The 4,932-nt window shown below is 62.4% G+C and carries 5 protein-coding genes and 1 tRNA gene; all 6 read right to left on the bottom strand.

The features are described from left to right. Nucleotides 1–84: 84 nt before the first annotated feature. A tRNA-Ala gene (locus RWT78_RS28235) sits at nucleotides 85–157 on the bottom strand. Nucleotides 158–302: 145 nt separating this feature from the next. Next, complete coding sequence (locus RWT78_RS28230) at nucleotides 303–1,046, bottom strand: DsbA family protein (RefSeq protein WP_314682581.1); 744 nt, start codon at nucleotides 1,044–1,046, stop codon at nucleotides 303–305. 42 nt (nucleotides 1,047–1,088) lie between these two features. Further along, nucleotides 1,089–1,577: a MauE/DoxX family redox-associated membrane protein gene (locus RWT78_RS28225; protein ID WP_003942318.1), complete on the bottom strand. Its 489-nt coding sequence runs from the start codon at nucleotides 1,575–1,577 to the stop codon at nucleotides 1,089–1,091. Between the two features lie 25 nt (nucleotides 1,578–1,602). Beyond that, nucleotides 1,603–2,856, bottom strand: coding sequence for an MFS transporter (locus tag RWT78_RS28220; RefSeq protein WP_314682578.1), 1,254 nt, complete (start codon nucleotides 2,854–2,856; stop codon nucleotides 1,603–1,605). Nucleotides 2,857–2,898: 42 nt separating this feature from the next. After that, nucleotides 2,899–4,536, bottom strand: coding sequence for a phosphoglucomutase (alpha-D-glucose-1,6-bisphosphate-dependent) (pgm, locus tag RWT78_RS28215; protein ID WP_314682575.1), 1,638 nt, complete (start codon nucleotides 4,534–4,536; stop codon nucleotides 2,899–2,901). 97 nt (nucleotides 4,537–4,633) lie between these two features. Then, the coding region (crcB, locus tag RWT78_RS28210) for a fluoride efflux transporter CrcB (RefSeq protein WP_314682572.1) at nucleotides 4,634–4,932 on the bottom strand (299 nt) is incomplete at its 5' end.

Below are 4,932 nucleotides of genomic sequence, written 5' to 3'. Positions count from 1 at the left end.
CCCCTAATCCCGTCTAGACTTCTCGTGAATGCCAGGTAAAACAATGAAAACCCCCAGGTCCAACACGAACCTGGGGGTTAAACGTGGAGCTAAGGGGACTCGAACCCCTGACCCCCACACTGCCAGTGTGGTGCGCTACCAGCTGCGCCATAGCCCCGTATTCAGTTCACTCTAACAGTCGAACTCGCAGCGGCTGTTCTGCTTTCCGCTTGCTGGAAGAAAGTTACACCACTTGACTCCTGGGCAACAAATCGCCTGGTCAGAGCGAAGCGGCCGCTCCTCGTCGGAGCGGCCGCTTCAGCTCAGGAAGAGAGCTTGGAAACCCAGTCGCTGCTGCCCGTGTCAACGATCTTGCCGTTCGCCACTACCGTGGGCGTCCCGTTCGACCCGACATCCGTGAGCGCCTGGCTGGCGGCTGCGGCATTGGCCGCGGCGGCTTCGACGTTGGTGCCGGAAGAGATGCAGGTTGCCACGTCCTCGGATGCGCCCGCATCACGAGCGATCTGGGCGAGGTCGTCGTTGGTGTGGTCGCTGCTGCCGCCCTCGGCCGGCTGCGTGTCGGTCGCGAAAAGCTTGTTGTGGAATGCGGAGTACGCAATCGCGTCACCACCCTGAGCGACGCAGAGCAGAGCGGCGCCGGCCCGTGTGGAGTAGTCACCGCTGCCCGACGCCCGGTTGAGGAAGTTCAGCATGTGGTACCGCACGGCGACGTCACCGTTGTCGACGGCGGCCGCGAGAGCCTGGCCACTGAGGTGTTCGAGAGCAGCACAGGCCGGGCACAGCGGATCCTCGAAGAGATCAATGGTTGTCGCGGCGGAGGGCTTGCCGAGCAGCACCACTCCGTTGTCCTGCACCGTGACGGCAACTTCGGAACTCTGCACGGAGCCGTAGCCGTCGTTCTGGGGCTTGTTCTTGCTGTTCGTCCACAAGACACCGCCGATGACGAGGGCCGCGATCACGAGCACCGCGAGGCCACCGATGATGTAGGTGGAGCGGCTCGAGACCGGTTCCGGAGAGTATTTGTTCTTGCTGCTCTTGGTGCTCACGCTGATGCAGTCCTTCGTGCGTCGAAACGATTTACCGATTGCTTACCTTGCCACTGAAGACTGAGTATCCACTGAGAACGCCGCGCGTGATCCGGGCCCCAATGCGAGTGGCGAACGCGGGAACACGAGCAGCCAGACGGCAAGTGCCAAGAAGCCCAGGTCGCGGAGAATCTCCTTCGAATAGTCCCAAGCGCCGACGTCGGCTGCACCTCCGCCGCCGAAACATCCGCAGTCGATGGACAATCCCCTGGCCCACACCGAAATGATCACCGCAATGAGAACCGTGAGGATGACCACCGAGACTGCAGCGGATGCTCGCACCGCCAACCCGACGAGGATCAGCAGGCCCAGGACTATTTCGACCAGGGGAAGAGCCGTCGCCACCGGACCCACCAGTGACTCGGGCAATAGTTGATAGGCGCGCACCGCGATCTTCGTCTGAACGGGATCAAAGAACTTGAGTCCCCCGGAAATCAGCCAGACGGCCGCCAAACCCAATCGGGCCACAAGACTCACGATGCGAATTGCCACCCGATCGAGAGTACAGAATGCCCGGTCAGTCCAGGTTTGTCCGCGCAGGAGTATCCGTTAGCACCGTCACATCAGTCAGATCTTCTACAACGGATTCGACAGGCTTCGTTCGCGACGGGACGAACAACCACCCCGTCGCCGACACGACAACGACGGATCCCATCACTGCGAAGGCCGCCGAGTACGAAACATGTTGGGCGATCAGCCCGGCACAAATCGGCGCCACTACCCCACCGATGTCGGACATCATCTGGAATACCGCCAGAACGGGTCCACCTCGGGCCGTCGATCCGACAACATCGGCAACCGCAGCCTGCTGGGCCGGACTCATGAGGCCGGAGCCGACACCAGTCACTGCGGCAATGGCGAAGAACACCACGAGGTTGTCGGTGAATCCCATTGCGATGGTTCCCAGACCGCAGATGAGTAGGCCGCTCACGACAAAGGGCTTGCGTCCGAAGCGGTCCGAGAGTCGTCCGGAGACGATCAACACCAACGCATTGCCGACGGCGAAGATCGTCAGGGCGTAGGCCGCAATCGAGGGGTCTCGGCCGAGGAACTCGACGACGAACAGGGGAACCATGGCAACGCGAACTCCGAAGATCACGCCACCGAAGGCGAGGTTCGATCCGAGCGCTGCCCGGTACACCGGCGACTGGAGGCCTTCTGTGAGAGTCATCGACTTCACATCGACAGCCTTGTCCGGTGACGCCAAATGAGATCCACGCAGGCTCACGAAGACAACGAGCGCGGCGATCACCAACGCAATTGCGTAGATGATGAACGGCATCCGCAGACCGAACTGCAACAGCGCACCGCCGACCAGCGGGCCGCCGATCGATCCCATGAGAAAGCTTGTCGCGTACAGACCCGACACGCGGCCGCGACTGTCCGACGGTGACATGCGAATGATCAGCCCGAGGGCCGACACCGTGAACATGGTCGACCCGATGCCGCCCAACGACCGGAACAGCAGAAGTTGCCAGTACTCCCCCGCGAAAGCGCACGCACCGGTCGAGACCGCGACGATGAGAAGGCCGACGATGTAGACCGGCCGCTCACCGAGTTTCTGTACCAAAGTGCCGCTCATCGGCGCGAACACCAACCGCATGAAAGCGAAAGACGAGATCACGATCGTGGCGGCGGTGACCGATACGTCGAAGCTGCGCGCGAACTGAGGTAGTGCCGGGGCGACCAACCCGAATCCGAGGGCGATGACGAAGCTGGCGGCGACCAGTACCCAAATTTCCTGTGGCAGCTTGGCTGCACGAGTTTTCATGTCGCCCGGAATTCTAGCCGGGCGACATGAGCGGTCCGCGGGCTAGTTCGCCTTCAAGACGCCGGACACCAAGTCCTTGGCCGCTGCCTGAACCTGAGCCAGATGATCGGCGCCCTTCATCGACTCGGCATAGATCTTGTACACGTCCTCCGTGCCGGACGGCCTCGCTGCAAACCACGCGTTCTCCGTCGTCACCTTGAGACCACCGATCGCCGCGCCGTTTCCGGGCGCGGCAGTCAGTGTCGCGGTGATCGGTTCACCCGCCAGCTCGGTTGCACTCACCTGGTCGGGAGACAGTTTTGCCAAGACTGCCTTCTGTGCGCGTGTCGCGGGCGCATCGATACGCGCGTACGCCGGGCTCCCGAACTTCTCGGCCAACGCGGCGTAGTGCGCTGACGGAGACTTTCCCGTCACCGCGGTGATTTCCGACGCGAGCAACGCAAGGATGATGCCGTCCTTGTCCGTCGTCCAGACGGAACCGTCGTGTCGGAGGAAGGACGCGCCGGCGCTTTCCTCGCCGCCGAATCCCACGGACCCGTCGAGCAATCCGGGAACGAACCACTTGAACCCGACCGGAACCTCGAGCAATTCGCGGCCCAGGCTGCTCACGACACGGTCGATCATCGAGGAACTCACGAGGGTCTTGCCGACCTTGGTATCTGCGCCCCAACCTGGCCGGTTCGCGAACAGGTACTCGATGGCAACGGCCAGATAGTGATTCGGGTTCATCAAACCGCCGTCGGGAGTGACGATGCCGTGGCGGTCGGAGTCCGCATCGTTTCCGGTCGCGATGTCGTAGCGATCCCGAATCCCGATCAGCGACGCCATCGCGTCGGGCGACGAGCAGTCCATGCGGATCTTGCCGTCCGTATCCAGCGTCATGAACCGCCAGGTCGGATCGACGAGTGGATTCACCACTTCGAGGTCCAGTCGGTGAGTTTCGGCAATCGCGCCCCAGTAATCGACGCTTGCCCCGCCGAGGGGGTCTGCACCGATCCTGATTCCGGCATCGCGGATCGCGTCGATGTTGAGGACACTGGGGAGGTCTTCGACGTAGTAGCGGAGGAAGTCGTAGCGTTCGACGCGGTCCAGCGCTTGTGCCGCCGTCACACGCCGTACCCCGGAAAGCCCCTTGCGCAGAAGCTCGTTCGCTCGATCGGCGATAACCGACGTCGCATCCGTGTCCGCGGGCCCACCGTGCGGCGGGTTGTATTTGAAGCCACCGTCACGAGGCGGATTGTGTGACGGTGTCACGACGATGCCGTCGGCCTTGGCCTCCGGACCCGTCGAGTTGTATCGCAAGATCGCGTGACTGACAGCCGGGGTGGGCGTGTAGGCATCGCGTGAATCGACGAGGACGACGACGTCGTTGGCGACCAGAACCTCCAAGGCCGACAGCCAGGCAGGTTCCGAGAGCGCATGTGTATCGCGGCCGATGAACAGTGGTCCGTCGATGCCCTGCGAAGCGCGGTACTCGACGATCGCCTGGGTTGTCGCCAGGATGTGAGCTTCGTTGAACGCCGCGTCGAGACTGGAACCGCGATGTCCTGAAGTGCCGAAAAGTACCTGCTGCATCGGGTTCTCGGGATCCGGAGTGCGCGTGTAATACGCGGTGACCAGATGAGGAACATTGATCAGATCCTCTGGCAGAGCCACTTGTCCTGCTCGTTCGTGCGCCACGAATCCCCCTCGGCCCGGTGGTCGACCACTGTGTCGACGCGACTGTGGACAATTGTCTACCCTGGCCGCGTGGCGTGCACGCTCGGCGCCGGATCCGTCAATCCGTGATCTGGATTCCCAACCACGCAGCGGACAGTCCCACGATCAGACTGAGGACGATGTAGATCAGAGAAAGCGCCGTCTGGCGCCTCTCGATCATCCCGACGTTCTCGGTCGCGAATGTCGAATAGGTGGACAAGCCGCCGCAGAAGCCGGTCGCCAGAAGTGCGGCCATCTCGGTGGAAAGAGCTGCCCCGGTGAACAATCCAAGGAGGAAGCAGCCGATCACGTTCGCGGCGAACGTCGCAGCCGGAAATCCCTTGTACGCGGGCACATACCGCGCCAACAGGTAACGGC

The sequence above is a fragment of the uncultured Rhodococcus sp. genome (genome assembly GCF_963525155.1).
GTDB classification, from domain to species: Bacteria; Actinomycetota; Actinomycetes; order Mycobacteriales; family Mycobacteriaceae; genus Rhodococcus_F; species Rhodococcus_F qingshengii.
Note: the sequence above shows the minus strand (reverse complement) of the source record. Positions and strands in the feature narration are given on the sequence as shown.